32 protein-coding genes and 2 pseudogenes are annotated in these 26,402 nt (G+C 71.8%); 30 read left to right on the top strand and 4 right to left on the bottom strand.

What is annotated here, in order from left to right:
* From rplP to truA, 24 genes and pseudogenes are all read left to right on the top strand, one after another.
* Positions 1-420 carry a 50S ribosomal protein L16 gene (rplP, locus tag VSR01_RS24175; RefSeq protein WP_326451240.1) on the top strand — a complete coding sequence of 140 codons (420 nt, stop codon included), beginning with the start codon at positions 1-3 and terminating at the stop codon, positions 418-420.
* Positions 420-653 carry a 50S ribosomal protein L29 gene (gene rpmC / locus VSR01_RS24180; protein WP_326451241.1) on the top strand — a complete coding sequence of 78 codons (234 nt, stop codon included), beginning with the start codon at positions 420-422 and terminating at the stop codon, positions 651-653. The genes rplP and rpmC overlap by 1 nt, the downstream gene beginning before the upstream one ends.
* Entirely contained in the window at positions 653-937 is a 285-nt protein-coding gene (gene rpsQ / locus VSR01_RS24185; protein WP_326451242.1) for a 30S ribosomal protein S17, read from the top strand. Before rpmC ends, rpsQ begins: the two co-directional genes overlap by 1 nt.
* 124 nt (positions 938-1,061) lie before the next feature.
* Positions 1,062-1,430, top strand: a complete 369-nt coding sequence (gene rplN, locus VSR01_RS24190; protein ID WP_037912379.1) for a 50S ribosomal protein L14 — start codon at positions 1,062-1,064, stop codon at positions 1,428-1,430.
* Positions 1,431-1,433: 3 nt separating this feature from the next.
* Complete coding sequence (gene rplX / locus VSR01_RS24195; protein WP_326451243.1) at positions 1,434-1,757, top strand: 50S ribosomal protein L24; 324 nt, start codon at positions 1,434-1,436, stop codon at positions 1,755-1,757.
* Positions 1,757-2,317, top strand: a complete 561-nt coding sequence (gene rplE / locus VSR01_RS24200) for a 50S ribosomal protein L5 (protein ID WP_326451244.1) — start codon at positions 1,757-1,759, stop codon at positions 2,315-2,317. Before rplX ends, rplE begins: the two co-directional genes overlap by 1 nt.
* A gap of 1 nt (position 2,318) precedes the next feature.
* Positions 2,319-2,504, top strand: a complete 186-nt coding sequence (locus VSR01_RS24205) for a type Z 30S ribosomal protein S14 (RefSeq protein WP_326451245.1) — start codon at positions 2,319-2,321, stop codon at positions 2,502-2,504.
* A gap of 160 nt (positions 2,505-2,664) precedes the next feature.
* Entirely contained in the window at positions 2,665-3,063 is a 399-nt protein-coding gene (gene rpsH, locus VSR01_RS24210) for a 30S ribosomal protein S8 (protein ID WP_326451246.1), read from the top strand.
* Positions 3,064-3,084: 21 nt separating this feature from the next.
* Positions 3,085-3,624, top strand: a complete 540-nt coding sequence (rplF, locus tag VSR01_RS24215; RefSeq protein ID WP_326451247.1) for a 50S ribosomal protein L6 — start codon at positions 3,085-3,087, stop codon at positions 3,622-3,624.
* A gap of 2 nt (positions 3,625-3,626) precedes the next feature.
* Complete coding sequence (gene rplR / locus VSR01_RS24220) at positions 3,627-4,010, top strand: 50S ribosomal protein L18 (protein ID WP_326451248.1); 384 nt, start codon at positions 3,627-3,629, stop codon at positions 4,008-4,010.
* Positions 4,011-4,086: 76 nt separating this feature from the next.
* Positions 4,087-4,692, top strand: coding sequence for a 30S ribosomal protein S5 (rpsE, locus tag VSR01_RS24225; RefSeq protein WP_326451249.1), 606 nt, complete (start codon positions 4,087-4,089; stop codon positions 4,690-4,692).
* On the top strand, positions 4,692-4,874 hold the full coding sequence (gene rpmD / locus VSR01_RS24230) for a 50S ribosomal protein L30 (RefSeq protein ID WP_031524772.1): 183 nt from the start codon (positions 4,692-4,694) through the stop codon (positions 4,872-4,874). Before rpsE ends, rpmD begins: the two co-directional genes overlap by 1 nt.
* Positions 4,875-4,876: 2 nt before the next feature.
* Positions 4,877-5,329, top strand: a complete 453-nt coding sequence (gene rplO / locus VSR01_RS24235; RefSeq protein ID WP_431056562.1) for a 50S ribosomal protein L15 — start codon at positions 4,877-4,879, stop codon at positions 5,327-5,329.
* Between the two features lie 222 nt (positions 5,330-5,551).
* On the top strand, positions 5,552-6,868 hold the full coding sequence (gene secY / locus VSR01_RS24240) for a preprotein translocase subunit SecY (protein ID WP_326451250.1): 1,317 nt from the start codon (positions 5,552-5,554) through the stop codon (positions 6,866-6,868).
* A pseudogene (locus VSR01_RS24245) lies at positions 6,868-7,525 on the top strand (adenylate kinase). The gene secY and the pseudogene VSR01_RS24245 overlap by 1 nt, the downstream one beginning before the upstream one ends.
* A 91-nt stretch (positions 7,526-7,616) precedes the next feature.
* Positions 7,617-8,453, top strand: a complete 837-nt coding sequence (gene map / locus VSR01_RS24250; protein WP_326451251.1) for a type I methionyl aminopeptidase — start codon at positions 7,617-7,619, stop codon at positions 8,451-8,453.
* Between the two features lie 143 nt (positions 8,454-8,596).
* The gene (gene infA / locus VSR01_RS24255) at positions 8,597-8,818 is read left to right on the top strand and encodes a translation initiation factor IF-1 (RefSeq protein WP_003956442.1); all 222 of its coding nucleotides are present in this window, start codon (positions 8,597-8,599) and stop codon (positions 8,816-8,818) included.
* 28 nt (positions 8,819-8,846) lie between these two features.
* Positions 8,847-8,960 (top strand): 50S ribosomal protein L36, encoded by a 114-nt coding sequence (gene rpmJ / locus VSR01_RS24260; RefSeq protein ID WP_003956441.1) that lies wholly within the window; start codon positions 8,847-8,849, stop codon positions 8,958-8,960.
* Positions 8,961-9,153: 193 nt separating this feature from the next.
* The gene (gene rpsM / locus VSR01_RS24265) at positions 9,154-9,534 is read left to right on the top strand and encodes a 30S ribosomal protein S13 (RefSeq protein ID WP_326451252.1); all 381 of its coding nucleotides are present in this window, start codon (positions 9,154-9,156) and stop codon (positions 9,532-9,534) included.
* A gap of 69 nt (positions 9,535-9,603) precedes the next feature.
* Complete coding sequence (gene rpsK, locus VSR01_RS24270; RefSeq protein WP_093786119.1) at positions 9,604-10,008, top strand: 30S ribosomal protein S11; 405 nt, start codon at positions 9,604-9,606, stop codon at positions 10,006-10,008.
* Positions 10,009-10,034: 26 nt separating this feature from the next.
* Positions 10,035-10,661, top strand: coding sequence for a 30S ribosomal protein S4 (gene rpsD, locus VSR01_RS24275; RefSeq protein WP_326451253.1), 627 nt, complete (start codon positions 10,035-10,037; stop codon positions 10,659-10,661).
* Positions 10,662-10,728: 67 nt separating this feature from the next.
* Positions 10,729-11,751, top strand: coding sequence for a DNA-directed RNA polymerase subunit alpha (locus tag VSR01_RS24280; RefSeq protein WP_326451254.1), 1,023 nt, complete (start codon positions 10,729-10,731; stop codon positions 11,749-11,751).
* A 123-nt stretch (positions 11,752-11,874) separates the two neighbouring features.
* Positions 11,875-12,444 (top strand): 50S ribosomal protein L17, encoded by a 570-nt coding sequence (rplQ, locus tag VSR01_RS24285; protein ID WP_326451255.1) that lies wholly within the window; start codon positions 11,875-11,877, stop codon positions 12,442-12,444.
* Between the two features lie 106 nt (positions 12,445-12,550).
* Positions 12,551-13,407 (top strand): annotated as a pseudogene (truA, locus tag VSR01_RS24290) (tRNA pseudouridine(38-40) synthase TruA).
* Between the two features lie 47 nt (positions 13,408-13,454).
* On the opposite strand, the gene VSR01_RS24295 reads toward truA, so the two are convergent.
* Positions 13,455-14,549, bottom strand: coding sequence for a hypothetical protein (locus VSR01_RS24295; protein ID WP_326451256.1), 1,095 nt, complete (start codon positions 14,547-14,549; stop codon positions 13,455-13,457).
* A 976-nt stretch (positions 14,550-15,525) separates the two neighbouring features.
* On the opposite strand from VSR01_RS24295, the gene VSR01_RS24300 reads away from it, so the two are divergent.
* The 4 genes from VSR01_RS24300 (at position 15,526) to glmM (ending at position 20,079) form a co-directional block, all read left to right on the top strand.
* Positions 15,526-17,172 carry an ABC-F family ATP-binding cassette domain-containing protein gene (locus VSR01_RS24300; protein ID WP_326451257.1) on the top strand — a complete coding sequence of 549 codons (1,647 nt, stop codon included), beginning with the start codon at positions 15,526-15,528 and terminating at the stop codon, positions 17,170-17,172.
* A 316-nt stretch (positions 17,173-17,488) separates the two neighbouring features.
* Complete coding sequence (rplM, locus tag VSR01_RS24305; protein ID WP_326451258.1) at positions 17,489-17,932, top strand: 50S ribosomal protein L13; 444 nt, start codon at positions 17,489-17,491, stop codon at positions 17,930-17,932.
* Between the two features lie 39 nt (positions 17,933-17,971).
* Positions 17,972-18,487, top strand: coding sequence for a 30S ribosomal protein S9 (gene rpsI, locus VSR01_RS24310; protein ID WP_326451259.1), 516 nt, complete (start codon positions 17,972-17,974; stop codon positions 18,485-18,487).
* A 233-nt stretch (positions 18,488-18,720) separates the two neighbouring features.
* The gene (glmM, locus tag VSR01_RS24315; RefSeq protein WP_326451260.1) at positions 18,721-20,079 is read left to right on the top strand and encodes a phosphoglucosamine mutase; all 1,359 of its coding nucleotides are present in this window, start codon (positions 18,721-18,723) and stop codon (positions 20,077-20,079) included.
* Positions 20,080-20,161: 82 nt separating this feature from the next.
* Here glmM and VSR01_RS24320 read toward each other — a convergent pair whose 3' ends face one another.
* Entirely contained in the window at positions 20,162-21,094 is a 933-nt protein-coding gene (locus VSR01_RS24320) for a DUF389 domain-containing protein (RefSeq protein WP_326451261.1), read from the bottom strand.
* 129 nt (positions 21,095-21,223) lie between these two features.
* Positions 21,224-22,213, bottom strand: coding sequence for a type I pantothenate kinase (gene coaA / locus VSR01_RS24325; RefSeq protein ID WP_326451262.1), 990 nt, complete (start codon positions 22,211-22,213; stop codon positions 21,224-21,226).
* Between the two features lie 158 nt (positions 22,214-22,371).
* On the opposite strand from coaA, the gene VSR01_RS24330 reads away from it, so the two are divergent.
* On the top strand, positions 22,372-22,746 hold the full coding sequence (locus tag VSR01_RS24330) for a holo-ACP synthase (RefSeq protein ID WP_326453790.1): 375 nt from the start codon (positions 22,372-22,374) through the stop codon (positions 22,744-22,746).
* Between the two features lie 190 nt (positions 22,747-22,936).
* Positions 22,937-24,388, top strand: a complete 1,452-nt coding sequence (locus tag VSR01_RS24335) for an NAD(P)H-hydrate dehydratase (protein WP_326451263.1) — start codon at positions 22,937-22,939, stop codon at positions 24,386-24,388.
* 199 nt (positions 24,389-24,587) lie between these two features.
* Here the strand turns inward: VSR01_RS24335 and VSR01_RS24340 are convergent, their stop codons facing one another.
* The gene (locus VSR01_RS24340; RefSeq protein ID WP_326451264.1) at positions 24,588-26,060 is read right to left on the bottom strand and encodes an MFS transporter; all 1,473 of its coding nucleotides are present in this window, start codon (positions 26,058-26,060) and stop codon (positions 24,588-24,590) included.
* Positions 26,061-26,402 lie beyond the last annotated feature (342 nt).

Consider the following 26,402-nt stretch of genomic DNA (forward strand, 5'->3'; position numbering starts at 1 on the left):
ATGCTGATCCCCCGCAGGGTCAAGCACCGCAAGCAGCACCACCCCAAGCGCGACGGCATGGCCAAGGGCGGCACGGAGCTGGCGTTCGGCGAGTACGGCCTGCAGGCCGTCACGCCCGCCTACGTGACCAACCGGCAGATCGAGTCCGCTCGTATCTCCATCACCCGTCACATCAAGCGCGGCGGCAAGGTCTGGATCAACATCTACCCGGACCGCCCGCTGACCAAGAAGCCGGCCGAGACCCGCATGGGTTCCGGCAAGGGTTCGCCGGAGTGGTGGATCGCGAACGTCAAGCCCGGTCGGGTGATGTTCGAGCTGTCCTTCCCGAACGAGAAGACTGCGCGCGAGGCGCTCACCCGCGCCGCGCACAAGCTTCCGATGAAGTGCCGCATCGTGCGGCGCGAGGCAGGTGAGTCGTGATGGCGGCCGGTACCAAGGCGACCGAGCTGCGGCAGCTCGGCGACGAGGAGCTCGTCGGCAAGCTGCGCGAGGCCAAGGAGGAGCTGTTCAACCTCCGCTTCCAGGCGGCCACCGGACAGCTGGAGAACAACTCCCGGCTCAAGACCGTCCGCAAGGACATCGCCCGGATCTACACGCTGATGCACGAGCGCGAGCTGGGCATCGAGACCGTGGAAACGGTGGAGAACGCCTGATGAGCGAGAACAACGTGACTGAGACGACCGAGCAGCGCGGCTTCCGCAAGACCCGCGAGGGTCTCGTGGTCAGCGACAAGATGGACAAGACCGTGGTGGTCGCCGTCGAGGACCGCGTCAAGCACGCCCTCTACGGCAAGGTCATCCGCCGCACCAACAAGCTGAAGGCCCACGACGAGCAGAACGCCGCGGGCATCGGCGACCGCGTCCTCCTGATGGAGACCCGGCCGCTGTCCGCGACGAAGCGCTGGCGCGTCGTGGAGATCCTGGAGAAGGCCAAGTAAGCAGGGCCTGCTCCGCGCAATTCCTGCGGGCAATCGCCCGCAGGACAGTTCCGCCAGGCTCGGCGGGGTCCGCGAGTCAGCTCACGGACCCCGCCGGGAACCGGCAGACGATCAGGAGAAAGACGTGATCCAGCAGGAGTCGCGACTGCGCGTCGCCGACAACACTGGTGCCAAGGAGATCCTTTGCATCCGTGTTCTCGGTGGCTCGGGTCGCCGCTACGCGGGCATCGGTGACGTCATCGTCGCCACCGTCAAGGACGCGATCCCCGGTGGCAACGTGAAGAAGGGCGAGGTCGTCAAGGCTGTCGTCGTGCGCACCGTCAAGGAGCGCCGCCGTGCCGACGGCTCGTACATCCGCTTCGACGAGAACGCGGCGGTCATCCTCAAGAACGACGGTGACCCGCGCGGCACCCGCATCTTCGGCCCCGTCGGCCGTGAGCTGCGCGAGAAGAGGTTCATGAAGATCGTCTCGCTCGCGCCGGAGGTGCTGTAACCGATGAAGATCAAGAAGGGTGACCTGGTCCAGGTCATCACCGGCAAGGACAAGGGCAAGCAGGGCAAGGTCATCGTGGCCTACCCCCGCGAGGACCGGGTCCTGGTCGAGGGTGTCAACCGGGTCAAGAAGCACACCAAGACCGGCCAGACCGACCGCGGTTCCCAGACCGGCGGCATCATCACCACCGAGGCGCCGATCCACGTCAGCAACGTGCAGTTGGTCGTGGAGAAGGACGGCAAGAAGGTCGTGACCCGCGTCGGCTACCGCTTCGACGACGAGGGCAACAAGATCCGCGTTGCCAAGCGGACCGGTGAGGACATCTGATGACTGCCACCACGACCGCGCCCCGGCTGAAGGCGCGCTACCGCGACGAGATCGCGGGCAAGATGCGTGACGAGTTCAAGTACGAGAACGTCATGCAGATCCCCGGCCTGACCAAGATCGTGGTCAACATGGGTGTGGGCGACGCCGCCCGCGACTCCAAGCTGATCGAGGGCGCGATCCGCGACCTCGCCACGATCACCGGCCAGAAGCCGCAGGTCACCAAGGCCCGCAAGTCCATCGCCCAGTTCAAGCTGCGCGAGGGCCAGCCGATCGGCGCCCACGTCACGCTGCGCGGCGACCGGATGTGGGAGTTCCTGGACCGGCTGCTGTCGCTCGCGCTGCCGCGCATCCGCGACTTCCGGGGCCTGTCCCCGAAGCAGTTCGACGGCCGCGGGAACTACACCTTCGGTCTGACCGAGCAGGTCATGTTCCACGAGATCGACCAGGACAAGATCGACCGGGTCCGGGGCATGGACATCACCGTGGTCACCACGGCGACCAACGACGACGAGGGTCGTGCCCTGCTGCGTCACCTCGGCTTCCCGTTCAAGGAGAACTGACGTGGCCAAGAAGGCACTGATCGCGAAGTCCTCGCGCAAGCCGAAGTTCGCGGTGCGGGCGTACAACCGCTGCCAGCGCTGCGGCCGGCCGCACTCCGTCTACCGCAAGTTCGGCCTGTGCCGTGTGTGCCTCCGCGAGATGGCGCACCGCGGCGAGCTGCCGGGCGTGACCAAGAGCTCCTGGTAGTCCCAGCAGGGACACGTACATCCCGTACGCGTACAACCCCGTACACCAGGACCGAACCACTACGCCGTAGGTCCCCGCTCCACACCCGCCCCCGGCTCCGGCCGGGGGAGAGGGACGGAGCAGACAGGAAACCCCGGCGAGAGAGGCCCAGGGCCACCTCATGACCATGACCGACCCCATCGCGGACATGCTGACGCGTCTGCGGAACGCGAACTCCGCGTACCACGACGACGTCACCATGCCGTACAGCAAGATCAAGTCGCACATCGCGGAGATCCTCCAGCAGGAGGGCTACATCACGGGCTGGCGCGTCGAGGAGGCCGAGGTCGGCAAGAACCTCGTCCTCGAGCTGAAGTTCGGCCCCAACCGCGAGCGCTCGATCGCCGGCATCCGCCGCATCAGCAAGCCGGGTCTGCGGGTCTACGCAAAGTCCACCAACCTGCCGAAGGTGCTCGGCGGCCTGGGCGTGGCGATCATCTCCACGTCGCACGGTCTGCTCACCGGCCAGCAGGCGCAGAAGAAGGGCGTGGGTGGGGAAGTCCTCGCCTACGTCTGGTAACCGGGAAAGCGAGGTATAGCAATGTCGCGCATCGGCAAGCTGCCCATCTCGGTTCCCGCCGGAGTGGACGTCACCATCGACGGCCGCACGGTCTCGGTGAAGGGTCCCAAGGGCTCGCTCACCCACACCGTGGCCGCGCCGATCGAGATCGCAAAGGGCGAGGACGGCACGCTGCTCGTCACCCGCCCCAACGACGAGCGTGTCTCGAAGGCCCTGCACGGCCTGTCCCGCACGCTGGTGGCGAACATGATCACCGGCGTGACCACGGGCTACAGCAAGCAGTTGGAGATCAGCGGGGTCGGCTACCGCGTCCAGGCGAAGGGCTCCAACCTGGAGTTCGCGCTCGGCTACAGCCACCCGATCCTCGTCGAGGCCCCCGAGGGCATCTCCTTCAAGGTCGAGAACCCGACCAAGTTCTCGGTCGAGGGAATCGACAAGCAGAAGGTCGGCGAGGTGGCGGCGAACATCCGCAAGCTCCGCAAGCCCGACCCGTACAAGGCCAAGGGCGTGCGGTACGCCGGCGAGGTCATCCGCCGCAAGGTCGGAAAGGCTGGTAAGTAGCCATGGCATACGGTGTGAAGATCGCCAAGGGCACGGCGTACAAGCCCACCGCGCGCAAGCGCCGGCACATCCGCGTGCGCAAGCGCATCTCGGGCACCGCCGAGCGTCCCCGCCTGGTGGTGACGCGGTCCAACCGCGGCATCGTGGCCCAGGTCATCGACGACCTGGCCGGTCACACGCTCGCGTCCGCGTCGACCCTCGACGCGTCCATCCGCGGCGGCGAAGGCGACAAGAGCGCCAAGGCCCAGCAGGTCGGCCAGCTCGTGGCCGAGCGTGCGAAGGCCAAGGGCATCGAGGCCGTCGTGTTCGACCGCGGCGGCAACCAGTACGCGGGGCGCATCGCCGCCCTCGCGGACGCCGCCCGCGAAGCGGGTCTGAAGTTCTGACCCGCCCGTCGCCGCAGCGGCCCCGGTCGCTGTGTGCAGCTGCGGACAACGCGATCAACGAGGAGAGGTAATTCCAATGGCTGGACCCCAGCGCCGCGGAAGCGGTGCCGGTGGCGGCGAGCGACGGGACCGCAGGGACCGGCGGGACGGCGGCCAGCAGGCCGAGAAGACCGCTTATGTCGAGCGTGTCGTCGCGATCAACCGCGTCGCCAAGGTAGTGAAGGGCGGTCGCCGCTTCAGCTTCACCGCGCTCGTCGTGGTGGGTGACGGCGACGGCACCGTCGGTGTCGGCTACGGCAAGGCCAAGGAGGTGCCGGCCGCCATCGCCAAGGGTGTGGAGGAGGCCAAGAAGCACTTCTTCAAGGTCCCCCGCATCCAGGGCACCATCCCGCACCCGATCCAGGGCGAGAAGGCCGCGGGCGTCGTGCTGCTCAAGCCGGCGTCCCCCGGTACCGGTGTGATCGCCGGTGGCCCGGTGCGCGCCGTGCTGGAGTGCGCGGGCATCCACGACGTGCTGTCCAAGAGCCTCGGCTCGGACAACGCGATCAACATCGTGCACGCCACGGTGGCGGCGCTCCAGGGCCTGCAGCGGCCCGAGGAGATCGCGGCCCGCCGCGGCCTGCCGATCGAGGACGTCGCGCCGGCGGCCCTGCTGCGTGCGCGTGCCGGGGTGGGTGTGTGATGGCTCGTCTCAAGGTCACGCAGACCAAGTCCTACATCGGCAGCAAGCAGAACCACCGTGACACCCTGCGTTCGCTCGGGCTCAAGCGCCTGCACGACGTCGTGGTCAAGGAGGACCGCCCGGAGATCCGCGGCATGGTCCACACCGTCCGCCACCTCGTCACGGTCGAGGAGGTCGACTGATCATGGGTGACAACCCGATCAAGATCCACAACCTCCGTCCCGCCCCGGGCGCCAAGACCGCCAAGACCCGCGTGGGTCGCGGCGAGGCGTCCAAGGGCAAGACGGCCGGTCGTGGCACCAAGGGCACCAAGGCCCGCTACCAGGTTCCGGAGCGCTTCGAGGGCGGGCAGATGCCCCTCCACATGCGGCTCCCGAAGCTCAAGGGCTTCAAGAACCCGTTCCGCACCGAGTACCAGGTCGTCAACCTGGACAAGCTCGCCTCCCTCTACCCCGAGGGCGGCGAGGTGACCGTGGCCGACCTGGTCGCCAAGGGCGCCGTGCGGAAGAACCAGCTCGTCAAGGTGCTCGGCACCGGCGAGATCTCCGTCGCGCTGCAGGTGACCGTGGACGCGGCCTCCGGCTCCGCCAAGGAGAAGATCGCCGCCGCCGGCGGCACCGTCACCGAGCTCGTCTGAGCCCGGTGCGACACCCGACCGGGGACGCCCAGTACCAGGGGGCGTCCCCGGTCGTTCTCTGTCCGAGAGGGCTGTGACCGGTCTCTCCCGACCGGATCGGCAGCCGGGGGAGACGCGTCATTCCACCCAGGGCCGCCTCGCCGGTAAGGTGGCTCACGCTGCTCGTTTCCCAACCCCACCAGACCGTCCTTCCGCCGTGGCGCGGGGGGTGCAGGAGGCACCGTGCTCACCGCGTTCGCCCGGGCGTTCAGGACGCCCGACCTGCGCAAGAAGCTGCTCTTCACGCTGAGCATCGTGGTGGTCTACCGCCTGGGCGCCCATGTGCCGGTGCCCGGCATCGACTACACCGTGGTCAACCAGTGCATCAAGGACACGAAGGGCAACAACAGCCTCTTCGGCCTGGTGAACATGTTCAGCGGCGGCGCGCTGCTCCAGCTGACGATCTTCGCGCTGGGCATCATGCCGTACATCACGGCGAGCATCATCCTCCAGCTGCTGACGGTGGTCATCCCGCGCCTGGAAGCCCTCAAGAAGGAGGGCCAGGCCGGCACCACCAAGATCACCCAGTACACCCGGTACCTGACGGTCGCGCTGGCCGTGCTGCAGGGCACCGGCCTGGTGGCCACCGCCCGCTCCGGCAGCCTCTTCTCCACCTGCCAGAGCTCGGACCAGATCGTGCCCAACCAGTCGATCTTCACCACCGTGACGATGGTCGCCACCATGACCGCCGGCACCGTGGTGATCATGTGGCTCGGTGAGCTGATCACCGACCGCGGCATCGGCAACGGCATGTCGATCCTGATGTTCGTCTCCATCGCGGCCGGCTTCCCCGGCTCGCTGTGGGCGATCAAGGTCTCCGGCAAGATCGCCGGCGGCTGGGTGGAGTTCCTCGCGGTGATCGCGGTCGGCCTGGCCATCGTCGGCCTGGTGGTCTTCGTCGAGCAGGCGCAGCGCCGCATCCCGGTGCAGTACGCCAAGCGCATGATCGGCCGGCGCTCCTACGGCGGCACCTCCACGTACATCCCGCTGAAGGTCAACCAGGCGGGCGTGATCCCGGTGATCTTCGCCTCCTCGCTGCTGTACATCCCGGCGCTGATCGTCCAGTTCTCCGGGTCGACGGCCGGCTGGGCGCAGTGGATCAGCCGGAACTTCACCAAGGGTGACCACCCGATCTACATGGCGGCCTACTTCCTGCTGATCGTCTTCTTCGCCTTCTTCTATGTCGCGATCTCCTTCAACCCCGAGGAAGTATCGGACAATATGAAGAAGTATGGTGGGTTCATCCCGGGCATCCGGGCAGGCCGTCCCACCGCCGAATACCTGAGTTACGTGCTCAACCGCATCACGTGGCCGGGCTCCCTCTACCTGGGTCTGATCGCCCTCGTGCCGACGGTCGCCATCGCGATCTTCAACGGGAGCAACGGCAACTTCCCGCTGGGCGGCACCAGCATCCTCATCATCGTGGGTGTCGGCCTGGAGACCGTGAAGCAGATCGAGAGCCAGCTCCAGCAGCGTAACTACGAAGGGTTCCTCCGCTGATGCGAATCGTCCTGGTCGGGCCGCCCGGCGCCGGCAAGGGTACGCAGGCCGCGTTCCTCGCCAAGAACCTGGCCATCCCGCACATCTCCACGGGCGACCTGTTCCGCGCCAACATCAGCCAGGGCACCGATCTCGGCCGCAGGGCCAAGGAGTACACCGACGCCTGCGCTGGTGCCCGACGAGATCACCATCGGCATGGCCACCGAGCGGATGCGCCGGCCCGACGCCGAGGGCGGCTTCCTGCTCGACGGCTTCCCGCGCAACGTCGGCCAGGCCGAGGCGCTGGACGCCTTCCTGGCCGAGAACGGCATCGGCCTGGACGCGGTGCTGGACCTGGAGGTCCCCGAGGAGGAGGTCGTCAAGCGGATCGCCAGCCGCCGGCTGTGCCGCAACGACGACAAGCACCTGTTCCACGTCGACTACAGTCCGCCCGCGGTCGAGGGCGTCTGCGACATCTGCGGCGGACAGCTGTACCAGCGCGCCGACGACACCGCGGAGAAGGTCCGGGTCCGGCTGGAGGAGTACCACAGCAAGACCGAGCCGATCATCGACTACTACAAGCAGCAGGGCCTGGTGCAGACGATCTCGGCCCTGGGCAAGGTCGGCGAGGTGACGGCACGCGCCATGGAGGCGCTGCGGGCCGGCGAGCGGCAGTAGGACGCGGGCAGCGGCAGCGGCGGGGGCGGCAGAGCGACGGCCGAGGGGCCGGCAGTACGGCAGGGCAGGGACGAGGAGGGCTTCGGCCGCGATGGTGCAGATCAAGACCCCCGAGCAGATCGCGAAGATGCGTGAGGCCGGGCTGGTCGTCGCGGCGGTCCACGAGGCGACCCGCGCGGCGGCGGTGCCCGGCGCCACCACCAAGGATCTGGACGAGGTGGCCGCCGAGGTCATCGCCGCGCACGGCGCCAAGCCGAACTTCCTGGGCTACGGCGGCTTCCCCGGCACCATCTGCACCTCGGTGAACGACGTGGTGGTGCACGGCATCCCGGATCGCGCGACGGTCCTCAAGGACGGCGACATCCTCTCCGTCGACGCCGGCGCCATCGTGGACGGCTGGCACGGCGACGCGGCCTTCACCTGCTTCGTCGGCACCGGCCACGCGCCGGAGCTGATCGAGCTGAGCCGGGTCACCGAGGAGTCCATGTGGGCGGGCATCGCCGCCATGCGCAAGGGCAACCGGCTGGAGGACGTCTCCCGCGCCATCGAGTCCTACATCCGCCGCCAGCCCCGGCCGTCCTCGGGCAAGTACGGCATCGTGGAGGACTACGGCGGCCACGGCATCGGCACCGAGATGCACATGGACCCGCACCTGCTGAACTACGTCGCCAAGAAGCGCGGCCGCGGCATCAAGCTGGTGCCGGGCGTGTGCCTGGCCATCGAGCCGATGGTCACCCTCGGCTCGCCGCGCACCCACGTGCTGGACGACGAGTGGACCGTGAAGTCCGACGACGGCTCCTGGTCCTCGCACTGGGAGCACTCGATCGCCCTCACCGAGCAGGGTCCGCTGGTGCTGACCGCGCCCGACGGCGGCCGGGCCAAGCTCGCGGAGCTGGGCATCACCGCGGCGCCCGACCCGCTGGCCTGAGACCGCCGCATAATGATCACCCAGCGTGGGCATACTCCCTGATTTCGTGTTTCCGGCAGCGGTGCCGTAGACTCATACGTCGGCCCCGCGTGTCTTCCGGCATGTCCGGAGCCGACCCCGGTAGCCGATCCCGAAAGCAGGACATGGCAAAGAAGCAAGGAGCCATCGAAATCGAGGGCACCGTGATCGAGTCTCTGCCGAACGCGATGTTCAAGGTGGAGCTGCAGAACGGTCACAAGGTCCTCGCGCACATCAGCGGCAAGATGCGGATGCACTACATCCGTATCCTCCCCGATGACCGGGTCGTGGTGGAGCTGTCTCCCTACGACCTCACGCGCGGACGGATCGTCTACCGATACAAGTAGATCTCACGACCCGGAGAACCTTAAGTCCATGAAGGTCAAGCCGAGCGTCAAGAAGATCTGCGACAAGTGCAAGGTGATCCGCCGCCACGGCAGGGTCATGGTCATCTGCGACAACCTGCGCCACAAGCAGCGCCAGGGCTGACGCACGCCGACCTCCTGCACTCCCGCAGACTTCGCGCGACGCACACACGTACATACGCAGCACCCGTCGTCCCACCCGAGCACCACCGGGGCGACGACACCCCCGGAGGAGGCCGGGGACCCGTGCCGTACCTGATACGGCGGCCGGGAGCCGGTGCTGCGGAAGACCTCCGCAACCATCAGGAGCCAAGGAAATGGCACGCCTTTCAGGCGTTGACCTCCCGCGTGAGAAGCGCGTGGAGATCGCCCTCACCTACGTCTTCGGCATCGGGCGCTCGCTCTCCCAGCAGGTGCTGAAGGAGACCGGTGTGAACCCGGACACCCGCGTCCGCGACCTTGCCGAGGAAGACCTCGTCAAGCTGCGCGAGTACGTGGACGCCAACCTCAAGACCGAGGGCGACCTCCGTCGTGAGATCCAGGCCGACATCCGCCGCAAGGTCGAGATCGGCTGCTACCAGGGCCTGCGCCACCGCCGCGGCCTGCCGGTCCACGGCCAGCGCACTCACACCAACGCCCGCACCCGCAAGGGCCCGCGTCGCGCCATCGCCGGCAAGAAGAAGCCGGGCAAGAAGTAGTCCTCAGCGGACCACCCATCAGCGGTCTTCGCTGTAGGACCGACCACCTCCACCGGGAGAAACCAGGACATGCCTCCTAAGGGCCGTCAGGGCGCAGTCAAGAAGGTGCGCCGCAAGGAAAAGAAGAACGTCGCTCACGGGCACGCCCACATCAAGAGCACGTTCAACAACACCATCGTCTCGATCACCGACCCGCAGGGCAACGTGATCTCCTGGGCCTCCGCCGGCCACGTCGGCTTCAAGGGCTCGCGCAAGTCCACCCCCTTCGCCGCGCAGATGGCCGCCGAGTCGGCCGCCCGCCGCGCGCAGGAGCACGGCATGCGCAAGGTGGACGTCTTCGTGAAGGGTCCCGGCTCCGGCCGCGAGACCGCGATCCGCTCGCTCCAGGCCACCGGCCTGGAGGTCGGCTCCATCCAGGACGTCACCCCGACCCCGCACAACGGCTGCCGCCCGCCGAAGCGCCGCCGCGTCTGACCAGCTGAAACAGGAGATACACGACAATGGCGCGTTACACCGGGGCCGACTGCAAGCGTTGCCGTCGGGAGAAGCAGAAGCTCTTTCTCAAGGGAGCCAAGTGCGAGAGCGCGAAGTGCCCGATCGAGATCCGTCCTTACCCCCCGGGTGAGCACGGACGCGGGCGCACCAAGGACAGCGAGTACCTGCTCCAGCTTCGCGAGAAGCAGAAGTGCGCGCGGATCTACGGTGTCCTCGAGAAGCAGTTCGTGAACTACTACAAGGAAGCGAACCAGAAGACCGGCAAGACCGGTGAGAACCTTCTGCGCATCCTTGAGACCCGCCTCGACAACGTGGTGTACCGGGCCGGCTTCGCCAAGTCCCGCGACCACGCCCGTCAGCTGGTCCGGCACGGACACATCACCGTCAACGGCCGCAAGACCGACATCCCGTCGGCCCGCGTCGCCGTGAACGACATCGTCGAGGTCCGCGAGTCCTCCCGCAACCTGGTGCCCTTCCAGGTCGCCCAGGGCGAGGCCGGCGAGAAGACCGTGCCGGCGTGGCTGGAGGCCAACGCGGGCAAGCTGCGGATCCTCGTGCACAGCCTGCCCGAGCGCCAGGTCATCGACACCCAGGTGCAGGAGCAGCTGATCGTCGAGCTCTACTCCAAGTGATCTCGGCGTAGCCTCGTAGTACAGGGGGCGTCATATAGCGGGCGCCCACGACTGAAGGAACACAACCATGCTGATCGCTCAGCGTCCCTCGTTGACCGAAGAGGTCGTCGACGAGTTCCGCTCCCGGTTCGTCATCGAGCCGCTGGAGCCGGGCTTCGGCTACACCCTCGGCAACTCCCTGCGCCGTACGCTGCTGTCCTCGATCCCGGGTGCGGCGGTCACGTCCATCCGCATCGACGGCGTCCTGCACGAGTTCACCACCGTGCCGGGCGTCAAGGAGGACGTCACCGACCTCATCCTGAACATCAAGCAGCTCGTGGTCTCCTCGGAGCACGACGAGCCGGTCGTGATGTACCTGCGCAAGCAGGGTCCGGGTGTGGTCACCGCGGCCGACATCGCCCCGCCGGCCGGCGTCGAGGTGCACAACCCCGACCTCGTGCTGGCGACGCTGAACGCCAAGGGCAAGCTGGAGATGGAGCTGACCGTCGAGCGCGGTCGCGGCTACGTCTCCGCGGTGCAGAACAAGCAGCAGGGCCAGGAGATCGGCCGCATCCCGGTCGACTCCATCTACAGCCCGGTGCTCAAGGTCACCTACAAGGTCGAGGCGACCCGTGTCGAGCAGCGCACCGACTTCGACAAGCTGATCGTCGACGTCGAGACCAAGCAGGCGATGCGGCCGCGTGACGCCATGGCGTCGGCCGGCAAGACCCTGGTCGAGCTGTTCGGCCTGGCCCGCGAGCTGAACGTCGACGCCGAGGGCATCGACATGGGCCCGTCCCCCACGGACGCCGCCCTGGCCGCGGACCTGGCGCTGCCGATCGAGGAGCTGGAGCTGACCGTCCGCTCCTACAACTGCCTCAAGCGCGAGGGCATCCACTCGGTGGGCGAGCTGGTGGCCCGCTCCGAGGCGGACCTGCTCGACATCCGCAACTTCGGCGCCAAGTCGATCGACGAGGTCAAGGCGAAGCTGGCCGGGATGGGCCTGGCGCTCAAGGACAGCCCGCCCGGATTCGACCCGACCGCCGCGGCCGACGCGTTCGGCGCGGACGACGACGTCGACGCCGGCTTCGCGGAGACCGAGCAGTACTGACCCCCTCGGGGGTGAGTTCCCCGCGCCCCCTGGGGCGCGGCCCATTCCGGGCCGGCGGCCGCCGGCCCGGACACTGACACCGGTACCTGACACGGCCGGTGCAGCGGAGAAGGAGAAAGATCCATGCCTCAGCCCGCCAAGGGCGCCCGTCTGGGCGGCAGCGCCGCGCACGAGAAGCTGCTCCTCGCGAACCTCGCGAAGTCGCTCTTCGAGCACGGCCGCATCACCACCACCGAGGCCAAGGCGCGCCGTCTGCGCCCGGTCGCGGAGCGCCTGATCACCAAGGCGAAGAAGGGCGACATCCACAACCGTCGCCAGGTGCTGCAGCAGATCACCGACAAGGGGGTCGTGCACACGCTCTTCACCGAGATCGCGCCGCGGTACGAGAACCGCCCGGGTGGCTACACCCGCATCACCAAGATCGGCCCCCGTCGCGGCGACAACGCCCCGATGGCGGTCATCGAGCTGGTCGAGGCGCTGACCGTGCAGCAGACCGCGGTCAACGAGGCGGAGGCCGCCACCAAGCGCTCCGCCAAGGACCGCGCCGGCGACGAGGCCCTCGCGGACCTGAAGAAGGACGCGGAGCCCAAGGACGCCGAGCCCGAGGACGCCAAGCCCGAGGCCGCCAAGCCCGAGGCCGCCGACGCGGCCGAGGACGCGGCCCCCGCGGACGAGGAGTCCAAGGACGCCTGAGCGTCCTCGTCCTGAACGACGGCAGGAGCGGGCCCGCACCCTTCACCAGGGGGTGCGGGCCCGTTCCGCGTGACGAACCATCGGCAGCGAAGCGGTGAGGACAGGCGTGAGCGACGACCCCGCCCCCGGGTACGTACGGGTCCGGCTGGACCTGGGGTACGACGGGGGGACTTCTCCGGGTGGGCCAGGCAGCGTGAGCGGCGGACCGTCCAGGGGGAGCTGGAGGACGCGATCCGCACGGTGCTGCGGCTGGCCGAGCCGGTCGAGCTGACCGTGGCCGGACGCACCGACGCCGGTGTGCACGCCCGCGGCCAGGTCGCGCACGTCGACCTGCCGGCCGGGGTGTGGGAGGCCGAGGGCGGCCGGCTGCTGCGGCGGCTGGCGGGCCGGCTGCCGTGGGACGTACGGGTCTGGGACGCCACCCGCGCGCCGGCCGGCTTCAACGCCCGGTTCTCCGCGGTGTGGCGGCGCTACGCCTACCGGGTCGGGGACCACCCCGGCGGCGTGGACCCGCTGCTGCGCGGGCACGTGCTCTGGCACGACCGGCCGGTCGACGTCGAGGCGATGAACGCCGCCGCGCAGCTGCTGCTCGGCGAGCACGACTTCGCCGCCTACTGCAAGAAGCGCGAGGGCGCGACCACCATCCGCACCCTGATCGACCTGCACTGGCGGCGCACCCCGCAGGGGCTGGCGGAGGCGACCGTGCGGGCCGACGCGTTCTGCCACAACATGGTGCGCGCGCTGGTCGGCGCGATGATCCTGGTCGGCGACGGGCACCGTCCGGTGGGCTTCCCCGCCGAGGTGCTGGCCGGGCGGGTCCGGCACTCGGCGGTCAACGTGGTGCGGCCGCACGGCCTGACCCTGGAGGAGGTCGGCTACCCGGCCGACGCGGACCTGGCCGCGCGCAACCGCGAGGCGAGGAACCTGCGCACCCTGCCCGGCGCCCTCCCCGCCTGCTCCTGACCGCTCCTGATCCCTCCTGATCGGGGGCCGCGCGGCCCCCGGCGCGTTCAGTTGCGGGCCGGGTCGGCCGCCGCGGCGTCCTTGCCGCGCTGGATGATCCGCTGGAAGGCGAAGTTCGACGCGTCGTTGGCGGCGGTCAGCGCCGCGGTGTCGGTCGCCGTGATGGTCTTGCCGTTCTTCAGCCCGGCGATCGCGAAGTAGGCGTAGCGGCCGACCGAGTTGGAGGTCATCCGGCACGCCACCGCGTGGCAGAAGTCCTTGACGCCGCCGCCGTTGAGCGGGGCGAGGTACTGGGCGGTCTTGCGCAGCTTCGCCGCGTGCGCGGTGTCGTCGAAGACCGCGACGCCCACGGTGACCGCGACGCCGCCGGCGGTGTACGTCGTGCGGATCAGCCGGCGGCAGCCGTTCGCGGCGAGCGCCTGGGAGAGGGCCGAGCGCGCGCCGGCCGCGCAGGAGGTGGTGGTGCTCGCGGCGGTCTTGGCGTAGGGGTGGCCGTTCCACAGGAACTGCTTGCCCGGGAAGAGGGTGTTCGGCGTCAGCGGCGCCTTGTCCTTGGCCGCGGTGCCGATGTAGTCGAGCGGGTTCGCCGGGGGCGGCGGGGCGACGGAGGAGAACGTCGGCTCCGGCGGCAGCGACGCCTGGCTCGTGCCCGCGCCGGTGGAGCCGCTGGGCGAGACGGTCGCGGTGTCGGAGCTCTTGCCGGAGACGACGACGGCGGTGGCGACGCCGCCGGCTATCACGACCGTCGCGACTATGCCGCCGGTCAGCATCATGATCTTGCGCTTGCGGCGGCCCGAGGCCTCCTGCGCCTCGGCCAGCGCGCCCCAGTCCGGCGTGCCGGGGGAGGGGGCGCCGGGGCCGGCGGGGCCGCCGGGACCGGCGGGGCCCGCGCCGGGCGGGGTGGGCGGCGGGCCGGCCGGGGGCGGGGTCTGCGCGGCGGCGGCCGGCGGGCGGGCGGTCCAGGGCGCGGCCTGCGGCGCGCTCTGGGGCGCGGGGGCGGCCTGTGCGGGCGGCTGGGCGCTCTCGGGCGGCGCGGCCGGTGCCGGAGCCTGCTGCTGGGCGGCGCGCGCCGCCTGGGCCGCCTGAGCCGCTTGCACGGCCTGCTGGGCGCCCTCGCCGCGCGGGATCTGCGGGCGCTGCACGGCGTCCGCGGGGAGCCGCTGGGGGAGTCCGCCGGGGGTCTGCGGGGGCTGCGCCGCGGGGGGCTCCGGTGCCTGGGCCTGCGGCTGGGCCGGCCCTGCGGCTGGGGCTGACCTTGCGCCTGGGCCTGGGCGCTCTGCACGGACCACGCCTCGCCGATCTCCGGACCGGTGCCGGGACGCTGCGGGGTCGCGGGGGCGTTCCGCGCGGCCTGGGGCGACCACGCCTGGCCCTGCGCGGGTGCGGGCGGCGGCTCGTCCGCGGCGGGGGGCTGCGCGATGTACTGGCGCCGCGGGTCGTCCTGGGGCGAGGCGTGGCGTGGCTGCCGGCGGGAGGGGATGACGAGGCCCTCCAGGACCTCGCGGCTCTCCTCGGGGGCGCGGTCACGCGGTTCCTGCGGGGGCTGCGGCCCCGGCCCTTCACTCATGCCGCGCATCATAGTGACCCCCGGCCCACCTCACGCTGGGCGCTCCGCTCCCCGCTTCCCGGCCCACCTCACGCTGGGCGCTCCGCTCCCCGCGTCCCCACGCTCGGCGTTCCCCCGACGCCCGACGTCGAGTCACCGGAGCCCGGCCCCCTTTCCCCCGGCACGTCAGCGCCGGACGCTGCCCCTCCGCGGCCCGGCTCCTCGTCGTCAGCTCGGCGCTGGGCGTGTTTATCAGGGGCGCGGGGAACTGCGCGAGCAACCCACCACCGGGCCGGTGGTCCGGAGCGAACCGATCTGCCCCTTCGGGCCGGTGACGACCTGCGGGCCGCTGGGGGTGCCTCCCAGGCGAAGCTCTGGGGGAGGCTGGTCGCGCAGTTCCCCGCGCCCCTGGGGTTGAGGTCCAGCGCCGAGCTGACGTACAACCGCGCACCAGCCAGCGCAGCGCCCAGCGCCGAGCTGACGTACAACCGCGCACCAGCCGGCGCAGCGCCCAGCGTCGTGCTGGGGAAAACGGGTTGGGGTGGGGGCGGCCCGGAGGGAGAATTCGGCGTATGGGACATGTCGAGGCCGCGCACGCGGAGTACTACCTGCCCGACGGGCGCGCGCTGCTGGGCGACGTGACCTTCCGGGTGGGAGAGGGCGCCGTCGTCGCCCTGGTCGGCCCGAACGGCGCCGGCAAGACGACCCTGCTCCGGATGATCTCCGGCGAGATCACCCCCCACGCCGGCACGGTCACCACCTCCGGCGGCCTCGGCGTGATGCGCCAGTTCATCGGCAGCGTCCGGGACGACAGGACCGTCCGCGACCTGCTGGTCTCCGTCGCGCACCCGCGCATCCAGGCCGCGGCCAAGGCCGTCGACGCCGCCGAGCTGGCGATCATGGCGCAGGACGACGAACCGGCCCAGATGGCGTACGCGCACGCGCTCAGCGAGTGGGCCGAGGCGCGCGGCTACGAGGCCGAGACGCTGTGGGACATGTGCACCGTCGCCGCGCTGGGCGTGCCCTACGAGCGGGCGCAGTGGCGCGAGGTGAAGACGCTCTCCGGCGGCGAGCAGAAACGCCTGGTGCTCGAAGCCCTGCTGCGCGGCCCCGACGAGGTGCTGCTGCTGGACGAGCCGGACAACTACCTGGACGTCCCCGGCAAGCGCTGGCTGGAGGACCAGCTCGCGCAGACCAAGAAGACCGTGCTGTTCGTCAGCCACGACCGGGAGCTGCTGACCCGCAGCGCCGAGAAGATCGTCAGCATCGAGACCGGCCCGGCCGGCGCCACCGCCTGGGTGCACGGCGGCGGCTTCGACACCTTCCACGCCGCCCGCAAGGAGCGCTTCGCCCGCTTCGAGGAGCTGCGCAGGCGCTGGGAGGAGGAGCACGCCAAGCTCAAGGCGATGGTGCTGCGGCTGCGGCAGCAGGCCGCCAACAGCCCCGAGATGGCCTCGCGCTACCACGCCGCGCAGACCAGGCTGCGCCGCTTCGAGGAGGCCGGCGCCCCGCAGGAGCCGCCGCGCGAGCAGGAGATCACCATGCGGCTGCACGGCGGCCGTACCGGCGTCCGCGCCGTGACCTGCGAGAAGCTGGAGCTGACCGGCCTGATGAAGCCGTTCGACCTGGAGGTCTTCTACGGCGAGCGGGTCGCGGTGCTCGGCTCCAACGGCTCCGGCAAGTCGCACTTCCTGCGGCTGCTGGCCGGCGACGGCTCGGTCGCGCACACCGGCGCGTACAAGCTGGGCGCCCGGGTGGTCCCCGGCCACTTCGCGCAGACCCTCCCCCTACCTTCGGCGGGGGGACCCCCACACCCCGAGCTGGCCGGCCGCACCCTGGTCGACATCCTGTGGACCGAGCACGCCCGCGACCGCGGCCGGGCGATGTCGGTGCTGCGCCGCTACGAGCTGGAGCGGCAGGGCGACCAGCCCTTCGACCGGCTGTCCGGCGGCCAGCAGGCCCGTTTCCAGATCCTGCTCATGGAGTTGCAGGGCACCACCGCGCTGCTGCTGGACGAGCCGACCGACAACCTCGACCTGGAGAGCGCCGAGGCGCTCCAGGAGGGCCTGGAGTCGTACGAGGGCACGGTCCTCGCGGTCACCCACGACCGCTGGTTCGCCCGGTCCTTCGACCGCTTCCTGGTCTTCGGCTCCGACGGCGTGGTCCGCGAGACGCCCGGACCGGTGTGGGACGAGCGCCGGGTGGAGCGCGAGCGCTGAGCCCGGCGGCGGGCCGGAGGAGCCCCGGCCGGGGGCCCGGCGGGGGCGGCGGCCGGGGCACGGGGGCCGCGTTTTGACCCCCGTGGGCGTCGAACGGTACCCTTCAGGTCTGTTATGCGTATTGGCTTGCTCTGTCTCACGTGAGGGGCCCTTACGCCGGTCCACCGGGCCGATGACCAGCGGCAGGCACACGGGTTGCGTCCCCGTGCGCCGCCAAGGCTGTCGTGATCGTCCGGGTGGCCTTGTCAGGACCCCAGTCCCGCGGTCCGCGCGACCCCGGGGCGACACCGACTGAGAAGAAGCGAAGGCTACGACCGTGCGTACGTACAGCCCCAAGCCCGGCGACGTCCAGCGCCAGTGGCACATCATCGACGCGCAGGACGTCGTCCTGGGCCGCCTGGCCAGCCAGGCCGCGACCCTCCTGCGGGGCAAGCACAAGCCCATCTACGCGCCCCACGTCGACACCGGCGACTTCGTCGTCGTGATCAACGCGGACAAGGTGCACCTGTCCGGGAACAAGAAGACCCAGAAGATGGCGTACCGCCACTCCGGCTACCCGGGCGGTCTGCGCTCGGTGCGCTACGACGAGCTGCTCGCCAAGAGCCCCGAGAAGGCGATCGAGAAGGCCGTCAAGGGCATGCTCCCCAAGAACTCCCTGGGCCGGCAGATGCTCTCGAAGCTCAAGGTCTACGCGGGCGACCAGCACCCGCACGCTGCGCAGCAGCCGGTCCCGTTCGAGATCACCCAGGTCGCGCAGTAGTCCCGGCCACCAGCTACCAGAAAGAATCTGAGGAGAACCGTGGCTGAGACCACCGCCGAGACCCCCCTCGAGGGCGAAGAGTCCTACGACGAGATCACGACCTTCGAGTCGGACGCCGTCGAGGGCGAGTACACCTCCGAGTCGCTCGCCTCCCGCTTCGGCGACCCGCAGCCAGCCGCCGGCACCGGCCGCCGCAAGCGCTCCATCGCCCGCGTCCGGATCATCCCGGGCTCCGGCAAGTGGAAGATCAACGGCCGCACCCTGGAGGGCTACTTCCCCAACAAGGTGCACCAGCAGGAGGTCAACGAGCCCTTCAAGGTGCTCGAACTGGACGGCCGTTACGACGTCGTCGCCCGCATCAGCGGCGGCGGCATCTCCGGCCAGGCCGGCGCCCTGCGCCTGGGCGTGGCCCGCGCGCTCAACGAGGCGGACGTGGACAACAACCGCGGCCCGCTGAAGAAGGCCGGCTTCCTGACCCGCGACGACCGCGCGGTCGAGCGGAAGAAGGCCGGTCTGAAGAAGGCGCGCAAGGCGCCGCAGTTCAGCAAGCGCTAGCCGCCCTCCGGCGGGGCGGGCCGATGCCGATATCGGCCGGTTCCCGCCGCGGCGCGACGAACGCCCCGGAGACACACTGGTGCCTCCGGGGCGTTCGTCGTACCGGCGCGGTCCGCGGGTTACCGTCGGGTGACGAGCAGACGTCGTACGGCCGTCGGAACGGCCGTACAACCATTCGGCGCTCCCGGGGCGTCATCAGCACGTACGGCCAGGCACCAATCGGAGGAACGACTGTGGGACGACTCTTCGGCACCGACGGGGTGCGGGGCGTGGCGAACGCCGACCTGACCGCCGAGCTGGCGCTCGGCCTGTCGGTCGCGGCGGCGCACGTCCTGGCCGAGGCGGGCAGCTTCGCGGGGCACCGGCCGGTGGCCGTGGTCGGCCGCGATCCGCGGGCCTCGGGCGAGTTCCTGGAGGCCGCCGTGGTGGCGGGCCTGGCCAGCGCGGGCGTGGACGTCCTGCGGGTCGGTGTGCTGCCCACCCCCGCGGTGGCGTATCTCACCGGCGCGCTGGGCGCCGACCTCGGCGTGATGCTCTCCGCGAGCCACAACCCGATGCCCGACAACGGCATCAAGTTCCTCGCCCGCGGCGGCCACAAGCTGGACGACGTGCTGGAGGACCGGATCGAGGCGGTGTACGAGGAGCACCGCACCGGCGCGCCCTGGAACCGCCCGACCGGCGCGGGCGTGGGCCGGGTCAAGGACTACGACGAGGGCTTCGACCAGTACGTGGCGCACCTGGTCGCGGTGCTGCCCAACCGGCTGGACGGCCTGCGGATCGTGCTGGACGAGGCGCACGGCGCGGCCTCCCGGGTCTCGCCCGAGGCGTTCTCGCGGGCCGGCGCGACCGTGGTCACCATCGGCGCGCAGCCCGACGGCCTCAACATCAACGACGGCTGCGGCTCCACCCACCTGGACCTGCTCAAGGCCGCGGTGGTCGAGCACGGCGCGGACTTCGGCATCGCCCACGACGGCGACGCCGACCGCTGCCTCGCGGTGGACGCGGCCGGCCAGGAGGTCGACGGCGACCAGATCCTCGCCATCCTCGCGCTGTCGCTGCGCGAGCGCGGCGCGCTGCGCGAGAACACGGTGGTCGGCACGGTGATGTCCAACCTCGGCTTCAAGCTGGCGATGGAGCGCGAGGGCATCCAGCTGGTGCAGACCGCGGTCGGCGACCGCTATGTGCTGGAGTCGATGAAGGAGCACGGCTACGCGCTGGGCGGCGAGCAGTCCGGGCACGTCATCGTGCTCGACCACGCCACCACCGGCGACGGCACGCTGACCGGGCTGCTGCTGGCCGCCCGGGTCGCGCAGACCAAGCAGCCGCTGGCGGAACTGGCCGCGGTGATGGACCGGCTGCCGCAGGTGCTGATCAACGTGCGCGACGTCGACAAGAGCCGGGTGGCCACCTCGCCCGAGCTGGCCACGGCGGTCGCCGAGGCCGAGGCCGAGCTGGGCGCGACCGGCCGGGTGCTGCTGCGCTCCTCGGGCACTGAGCCGCTGGTACGGGTCATGGTGGAGGCCGCCGACATCGACCACGCGCACTCGGTGGCGGCGCGGCTGGCCGACACGGTGAAGTCCGCGCTGGGCTGAGACCGCACGCGCCGTCGCGGCGCCGAGACCGTCCGCGGGCGGTCGCGGGGCCGAGACCGTCCGCGGGCGGGCCGGCGCACGCTCAGCGCGCGACGGCCCGCCGGCGGTCCCAGAACCACTTCTGCGCGAGCAGGGTGAGGGAGCCGGCCAGCGCGATGCCCGCGAGGTTGAGCGCGAGCTGCGCGAGGGAGCCCCAGACCTCGTGCCAGGCGGTGTAGGACACGGCGAGCGCGGCGTTCGCGGCGGCCGGCACGGTGGTCACCGAGATCGCGACGCCGACCAGCGCGCCGGACTTGGCGGAGGTCAGCGAGAGGATGCCGGCGATGCCGGCGAGGAAGGCGACCACGAAGGAGTCCGCCGTCGGCTGCCAGATGAACTGGGTGGCCGGGTGCGGCGCGCGGAACTGGTGCCTGCTGAACAGCCCGAAGGCGTCGAGGAGTTCGGCGAACGCCCCGGTGATCAGGACCGCGGCGAGGAAGCCGGCCACCAGCGCCACCAGCGAGCGCCGCAGCAGCGCCCGGTCCCGCCGCACCAGGCCGGTGCAGAACGCGGCGAGCGGTCCGAACTCCGGGCCGACCACCATCGCGCCGACGATCAGGATCGAGCTGTCCAGCATCACGCCGTACGCGGCGAGCATCGTCGCCACCGACAGGAACACCAGGTAGGTGACGGTGAGGGTGGACTCCTCATGGGTGGCGTCGGCGAGCGACTCCCACACCACGGCGTCCGCGCCCTCGCCCGGGGCCTCCGTCTCGGCCCGGTCGGCGCTCGCGGACAGCGAGAGGTCGACCGACTCCACGGCGATCGACCCGGACTCGTCGATGCCGAGCGCGCGCAGCCCGGCCAGCAGCGGGTCGGCCGCCTCCCGGGCCACGTCGCAGGTGAGCAGGTCGCCGGGCGGTTCGACGGCGGCGCCCCTGAGCGCCACGAGATGGGTGGCGCCGACGGTCCGCGCCACCAGGGCGGTGACCGCGTCGGTGCGGTCGGCCGGAACGATCATCCGCAGATGGAGCACGGTGCGGGTCTTCTCCTCGGGTCCGGTGCGGGGATACGGGTTCTGGTCGGAGGCGGACGCGGATTCCGGTCGGGGGCGGGACGCGGGTTCCGGTCGGCGGCGGGACGCGGGTTTCCGGTCCGGGCGGGCTCACAGCTTGCGCAGGCTGAGCCTGCGCACCTTGTGGCCGGGACCCTTGCGCAGCACCAGGGTGGCCCGGCCGCGGGTGGGCAGCACGTTCTGCTCCAGGTTCGGCCGGTTGACGGTCCGCCACATCAGCCGCGCGTAGTCCAGCGCCTCGTCCTCGGGCACCAGGGTGTACTTGCGGAAGTACGACTCCGGGTCCTGGAACGCGGTCTGCCGCAGCTTGCGGAACCGGTCGAGGTACCACTGCTCGATGTCCTCGGTGCGCGCGTCAACGTACACGCTGAAGTCGAAGTGGTCGGCGAGCGCGACCCGGGTGCGGCCGTCCTTGCCGGGCAGCGCGGGCTGCAGCACGTTCAGGCCCTCGACGATGAGGATGTCGGGGCGGCGCACGGTCAGCCGCTCGCCGGGCACGATGTCGTACACGAGGTGCGAGTAGACCGGCGCGGTCACCTCGGGCCTGGCCTTCACGTCGGCGACGAAACGCGTCAGCGCGCGCCGGTCGTAGGACTCCGGGAAGCCCTTGCGCGACATCAGGCCGCGCCGGGTCAACTCCGCGTTCGGGTAGAGGAAGCCGTCGGTGGTCACCAGCTCCACCCGGGGGTGCTCGGGCCAGCGGGCGAGCAGCGCGCGCAGCAGCCGCGCGGTGGTGGACTTGCCGACCGCCACGCTGCCCGCGACGCCGATCACGAACGGCGTGCCGGGCTGCGCGCCCTCGCCGAGGAAGGTGTTCAGCGCGCCGCGCAGGCCGCTGTGCGCGGCGACGTAGAGGTTCAGCAGCCGCGACAGCGGCAGGTAGACGTCCTCGACCTCCGCGAGGTCGACCACGTCGCCGAGGCCGCGCAGCCGCTCCACCTCGTCCGCGGTCAGCGGCAGCGGGGTGCGGTCGCGCAGCGCGCTCCACTGCTCGCGGGTGAGGTCGACGTACGGGCTCGCGGGCGCGGCGGCCGGGCTGTCCGCGGACGCCGCGGTGGCGGCGGGGGTGGATGAGGGCACGGGCCCATTGTGCGGGCCGCCGTCCGGCGCGGGCCCGGGGGGTGCGGCGGGGCGCGGCGCGGCGGTGCGTCGGGCGCCGCCGCGCCGCGCGGCGCAGACCCTAAGCTGACCGGCATGTGCGCGACCGGGAGCCGGACAGGGACGACGGGGGTGGCCGGGTGATCGTCGGGGTGGGGATCGACGTCGCCGAGATCGAGCGGTTCGGGGCGGCGCTGGCCCGCACGCCCGGGATGGCGGAACGCCTCTTCACGCCCGCGGAGTTGCTGCTGCCGTCGGGCGAGCCGCGCGGCACCGCCTCGCTCGCGGCCCGGTTCGCGGCGAAGGAGGCGCTGGCCAAGTCGCTGGGCGCGCCGTCCGGGATGAGCTGGCTGGACGCCGAGGTGCACACCTCGCCGTCCGGGCAGCCCTCGTTGACGGTGCGCGGCACGGTCGCCGCGCGCGCCGCGGCCCTCGGCGTGACCTCGTGGCACCTCTCGCTCTCCCACGACGCGGGCGTGGCCTCCGCGGTCGTCATCGCCGAGTCGGCCGGCTGAGCCGCGCGCGTTCCCGTACCGCCGGACCGTCCGCGGGCCGCGCGCGTTCCCGTACCGCCGGACCGTCCGCGGGCCCGCGCGGTGGGACGCATCGCACACCGGGCAGGTGCGGCGTCGGGCTGCCGGGACCGGCCCGGGAGTGGAGGATGGGCGGGAAGGACGCGGCCGGGACCGGAGCGAGGGGCAGCGCATGAGGTACGGGCACGACGTGGCGACCGTCAGAGCCGCGGAGGCAGCGGTGATGGCACGACTTCCCGAGGGCGCGCTGATGCAGCGCGCCGCGACCGGCCTGGCCGCCGCCTGCGCCGACGCGCTCGGCCGTACGTACGGCGCCCGTGTCGCCGTCCTCACCGGCAGCGGGTCCAACGGCGGCGACGCGCTGTTCGCCGCGGCCCGGCTGGTCCGGCGCGGGGCCGGCGCGACCGCCGTGCTGCTCGCGCCCGACCGCGCGCACCCGGGCGGCCTGGCGGCGCTGCGCGCGGCCGGCGGCCGGGTGGTCGACGCCGTGGCGGAGCCGGCCGAGGCGCTGGCCGCGGTCTCCCGCGCGGACCTGGTGCTGGACGGCATCACCGGCATCGGCGGCAAGGGCGGGCTGCGCCCGGAGGCCGAGGAGCTGGTGGAGGCCGCGCACGACGGGCCCGGCGCGGTGGTCGCCGTCGACCTGCCCAGCGGCGTCGACGCGGACACCGGCGAGGTGCCGGGCGCGGCGGTGCGCGCGGACGTGACGGTCACCTTCGGCACGTACAAGCCGGCGCTGCTGGTGGACCCGGCGGCGGAACTGGCCGGCGCGCCGCGGCTGATCGACATCGGCCTGGGCGCGGACCTCGGGCCGCCGGTGCTGGAGGCGCTGCAGCACGCCGACGTGGCCGCGCTGCTGCCGCGGCCCACCGGCGAGAGCGACAAGTACCGGCGCGGTGTGGTCGGCGTCGCGGCCGGCTCGCGCCGCTACCCGGGAGCGGCGGTGCTCGCCGTGTCGGGCGCGCTGCGCGGCGGCGCGGGGGCGGTGCGCTACGCCGGGCCCGGCGGCGAGGCGGTGCTCGCGCGGCATCCGGAGACGCTGGTCACGCCCGGGTCGCCGCACGGCGCGGGCCGCGTCCAGGCGTGGGTGGTCGGCCCGGGCCTGGGCGACGGCGCGGACGCGCGCACCGCGGTGGAGGAGGCGCTGGACACGGACGTGCCGGTGCTCGTCGACGCGGACGGGCTGCGGATGCTGGACCCGCGGGCGGTGCGGGAGCGGACCGCGCCGACCCTGCTCACGCCCCATGCCGGCGAGGCGGCGGCGCTGCTCGGCCGGGTCCGCGAGGACGTCGAGGCGCACCGGCTGGATTCGGTACGGGAGTTGGCGGCGCGGTTCGGGGCGACGGTGCTGCTGAAGGGGTCGACCACCCTGGTCGCCGACCCGTCGGCGGGGGTGCCGGTGCGGGTCAACTCCACGGGGGTCGCGTGGCTGGCCACGGCCGGGAGCGGCGACGTCCTCTCCGGCCTCGCCGGGTCCCTCCTCGCGGCCGGCCTCGCGCCCCGCGACGCCGCGTCCGTCGCGGCCTACCTCCACGGCCTGGCCGCCCGCCTCCTCGACCCCCCGCTGACCGCCCTCGACCTCGCGGCAGCCCTCCCGTCCGCGTGGAACAACGCAGCGCGCTGAGCCCGCTGGGGGCGCGGGGCTGACGCCCGGCGTCAAGGTGCCCTTTTTGGGGGTGGGTCAGCGTGACGCCGAGCGTTGCCTTGCAGGGGCGCGGGGAACGGCGCGACAAGCCCTCGCGGCGCGGCAGGTCGTCACCGGCCCGAGGGGGCCAACGGGGTCGGCCCGCACGACGCCGGGCCTCGCGTCACCCCCCGTCGGCTCAGCGCCCAGCGTGGTCGCGGCCCGCGTCGTTGCGAAACACCAGCGCCGTGGCCGCGAGGCCGATCGCGAAGATGGCCGCGGACCACCAGAACGCCGTGGTGTAGCTGTGCAGCTGCGCGTGCGCCGCGGTGAGGGGCGACCGCGGGCGCCCGTGCGCGTAGTGTGTCGCCGCGTTGGTCGCGATCGTGTTGAGCAGCGCCGTCCCGATCGACCCCCCGATCTGCTGCATCGTGTTGACCGTCGCCGACGCGGCCCCCGCCTCCCCGGCGTCGACGCGCGCCGTCGCCTGGTTCATCGCGGGCGGCAGCACGTGTCCGAGGCCGAGCCCCATGACCAGCAGCGGCGGCAGCACCTGCCCCGCGTAGTCGGAACTCAGGCCGATCCCGGTCAGCCAGACCATCCCGCCCGCGGCCAGCGCCATGCCGACGGGCACGGCGATCCGCGCGCCGACCCGCGGCACCGTGAGGTTGACCGCGAGCTGCGCGGAGACCATCAGCGCGCCGATCATCGGCAGGAACGCGAGCCCGGTCTCCACCGGGCTGAACCGCAGCGTGGCCTGGAGGTAGTAGGTCAGGAAGAGGAACACGCCGAACATCCCGGACGCCGCCACGATCACCGCGGCCAGCGACGCCGCGCGGTTGCGGTCACGGACGATGCGCAGCGGCAACAGGGGGTGCGCCGCCCGCGTCTGCCACGCTCCGAACAGCGCGACCAGCGCGGCCCCGCCGATCAGGAAGCCCCAGGTCATCGCCGAGGACCAGCCGTGCGAATCGGCGTTGGACAGGCCGTAGACGACGCAGAACAGGCCGCCGGAGACGAGCACCGCCCCGGGCAGGTCCAGCCGCGCGTCGCGGTCCCGGCCCGAGCGGGCGAGCAGCACCAGGCCGCCGGCGAACGCGAGGACGGCGAAGACCAGGTTCACGTAGAGGGTCCAGCGCCAGCTGAGGTGCTCGGTGAGCAGCCCGCCGAGCAGCAGCCCGATCGCGCCGCCGGTGCCGGCGATCGCGCCGTAGACGCCGAACGCGCGGGCCCGGTCCTTGCCCGCGGCGAAGGTCGTGTTCAGCACGGACAGCGCCGCGGGGGCGAGCAGCGCGCCGAACATGCCCTGCAGCGCCCGGCCGCCGATCAGCACGCCGAAGCTGCCGGCCGCGCCGGCCAGGGCGGAGGCGCCGGCGAAGCCGACCACGCCGGTGAGGAAGAGGAGCTTGCGGCCGAGCAGGTCGGCCAGCCGGCCGCCGAGCAGCAGCAGGCTGCCGAACGCCAGCGAGTAGGCGGTGACCACCCACTGCCGGTCGCTGTCGGAGAAGCCCAGGTCGCGCTGGGCCGAGGGCAGCGCGATGTTCACGATCGTGGCGTCGAGCACCACCATCAGCTGGGCCAGGCCGACGACGGCGAGCACCCACCAGCGGTGGGCGGCCGGCCGGTCGGCGGTGGAGGCCGGGGAGGTGGTCAGGGAGGTGTCCGCGCTCATGGCTGGCGCTCCGTTCCCGTGGACGTCGGTGAATTCAATGCCTGTTGAATTGATACGGATAGAATTCTGCACGTGTTGAATTCCCGCGTCAACCGCCAGCGACGCGGCGGCCGTGCGACGCGCGACGCGGCGGCCGGGTGGCCCGCGGCGCGGCGCGGGCGGGCGCACGAGGCGGTGCGTGCGACGCGCGACGCGGCGGCCGGGTGGCGCGCGGCGCGGCGCGGGCGGGCGCACGAGGCGGTGCGTGCGGCGCGGGGCGCGGTGCGGGGGGCGTGCGGCACGGCGCTGTGCGGGCTGCCGCGGGCGGCGCGGTGCCCGCGGGCGGCGCGGTGCCCGCGGGCG

The sequence above is a fragment of the Actinacidiphila sp. DG2A-62 genome, assembly GCF_035825295.1.
Lineage (GTDB): Bacteria > Actinomycetota > Actinomycetes > Streptomycetales > Streptomycetaceae > Actinacidiphila.

Bases quoted from the DNA above. Each gene is read 5' to 3' on its own strand.
- rpsH (WP_326451246.1), top strand. From the start codon at position 2,665: ATGACCATGACCGACCCCATCGCGGACATGCTGACGCGTCTGCGGAAC.
- rplQ (WP_326451255.1), top strand. From the start codon at position 11,875: ATGCCTCAGCCCGCCAAGGGCGCCCGTCTGGGCGGCAGCGCCGCGCAC.
- rplR (WP_326451248.1), top strand. From the start codon at position 3,627: ATGGCATACGGTGTGAAGATCGCCAAGGGCACGGCGTACAAGCCCACC.
- VSR01_RS24340 (WP_326451264.1), bottom strand. From the start codon at position 26,060: ATGAGCGCGGACACCTCCCTGACCACCTCCCCGGCCTCCACCGCCGAC.
- rpsE (WP_326451249.1), top strand. From the start codon at position 4,087: ATGGCTGGACCCCAGCGCCGCGGAAGCGGTGCCGGTGGCGGCGAGCGA.
- rplF (WP_326451247.1), top strand. From the start codon at position 3,085: ATGTCGCGCATCGGCAAGCTGCCCATCTCGGTTCCCGCCGGAGTGGAC.
- rplX (WP_326451243.1), top strand. From the start codon at position 1,434: ATGAAGATCAAGAAGGGTGACCTGGTCCAGGTCATCACCGGCAAGGAC.
- VSR01_RS24280 (WP_326451254.1), top strand. From the start codon at position 10,729: ATGCTGATCGCTCAGCGTCCCTCGTTGACCGAAGAGGTCGTCGACGAG.
- rpsK (WP_093786119.1), top strand. From the start codon at position 9,604: ATGCCTCCTAAGGGCCGTCAGGGCGCAGTCAAGAAGGTGCGCCGCAAG.
- VSR01_RS24300 (WP_326451257.1), top strand. From the start codon at position 15,526: ATGGGACATGTCGAGGCCGCGCACGCGGAGTACTACCTGCCCGACGGG.
- rpsM (WP_326451252.1), top strand. From the start codon at position 9,154: ATGGCACGCCTTTCAGGCGTTGACCTCCCGCGTGAGAAGCGCGTGGAG.
- rpmD (WP_031524772.1), top strand. From the start codon at position 4,692: ATGGCTCGTCTCAAGGTCACGCAGACCAAGTCCTACATCGGCAGCAAG.
- rpsD (WP_326451253.1), top strand. From the start codon at position 10,035: ATGGCGCGTTACACCGGGGCCGACTGCAAGCGTTGCCGTCGGGAGAAG.
- rplO (WP_431056562.1), top strand. From the start codon at position 4,877: ATGGGTGACAACCCGATCAAGATCCACAACCTCCGTCCCGCCCCGGGC.
- rplE (WP_326451244.1), top strand. From the start codon at position 1,757: ATGACTGCCACCACGACCGCGCCCCGGCTGAAGGCGCGCTACCGCGAC.
- VSR01_RS24335 (WP_326451263.1), top strand. From the start codon at position 22,937: ATGAGGTACGGGCACGACGTGGCGACCGTCAGAGCCGCGGAGGCAGCG.
- rpmC (WP_326451241.1), top strand. From the start codon at position 420: ATGGCGGCCGGTACCAAGGCGACCGAGCTGCGGCAGCTCGGCGACGAG.
- rpmJ (WP_003956441.1), top strand. From the start codon at position 8,847: ATGAAGGTCAAGCCGAGCGTCAAGAAGATCTGCGACAAGTGCAAGGTG.
- map (WP_326451251.1), top strand. From the start codon at position 7,617: ATGGTGCAGATCAAGACCCCCGAGCAGATCGCGAAGATGCGTGAGGCC.
- infA (WP_003956442.1), top strand. From the start codon at position 8,597: ATGGCAAAGAAGCAAGGAGCCATCGAAATCGAGGGCACCGTGATCGAG.
- rplP (WP_326451240.1), top strand. From the start codon at position 1: ATGCTGATCCCCCGCAGGGTCAAGCACCGCAAGCAGCACCACCCCAAG.
- rpsQ (WP_326451242.1), top strand. From the start codon at position 653: ATGAGCGAGAACAACGTGACTGAGACGACCGAGCAGCGCGGCTTCCGC.